This window comes from Pseudomonas sp. L13 (assembly GCF_009935965.1).
GTDB classification, from domain to species: domain Bacteria; phylum Pseudomonadota; class Gammaproteobacteria; order Pseudomonadales; family Pseudomonadaceae; genus Aquipseudomonas; species Aquipseudomonas lactis.
In genome coordinates this window covers 1-515 of sequence record NZ_QODJ01000179.1, presented here as the reverse complement: position 1 = coordinate 515, position 515 = coordinate 1, and the positions used below count along the sequence as shown (strand labels likewise).

General features: G+C 46.8%; 1 protein-coding gene. It reads right to left on the bottom strand.

Annotation, left to right across the window (positions count from 1 at the left end):
- Positions 1–50 precede the first annotated feature (50 nt).
- Positions 51–515 (bottom strand): SUEL-type lectin domain-containing protein (locus DK871_RS29870; RefSeq protein ID WP_161907493.1); only part of this gene is annotated, 465 nt, incomplete at its 5' end.

Here is a 515-nt window from a genome sequence, read left to right as displayed (position 1 = left end):
CTGCTCTTCCAGGCGGTTTCCTCACCTTCTGATGCGGATCATGCTTAAACTCATACGCAGCAATACGTCACTTCCAGGTACTTATAGACTCCTACACATGGATCAGAGAACTCCGAATTTGAAGCTAGCACATGACAAGACTTCTTTCCATTGCACCTGGAACGCATACGGTCAGTCCGATTAGAGTAACAGTGTGCTGTAGTTGCCAATTCATGAGGGCATGTTGCAAGATTCCGCCGTCCATAATTGGCATAATGAACAGAAATGACACCCTCCTCACAGGTAATATCACCTCTGAAACCTTCGCAAGTTATGTGCTGCTTAGATTGGAGACACTCATAAGCTACGTCCAGGTATTTATAGGTCCCAAAACAGGGATCATTGAAAACGGAGTTCACCGCTGGAACAGAACAGCTTTCTCTTCCATTACACCGAGTAGCCATCGTTTGGAGGGATGTTTCTGAGGAGCAGTGAACATTTGAGAGCTGCCCAGGAGGTTTCCCAGCAGAGCAAGT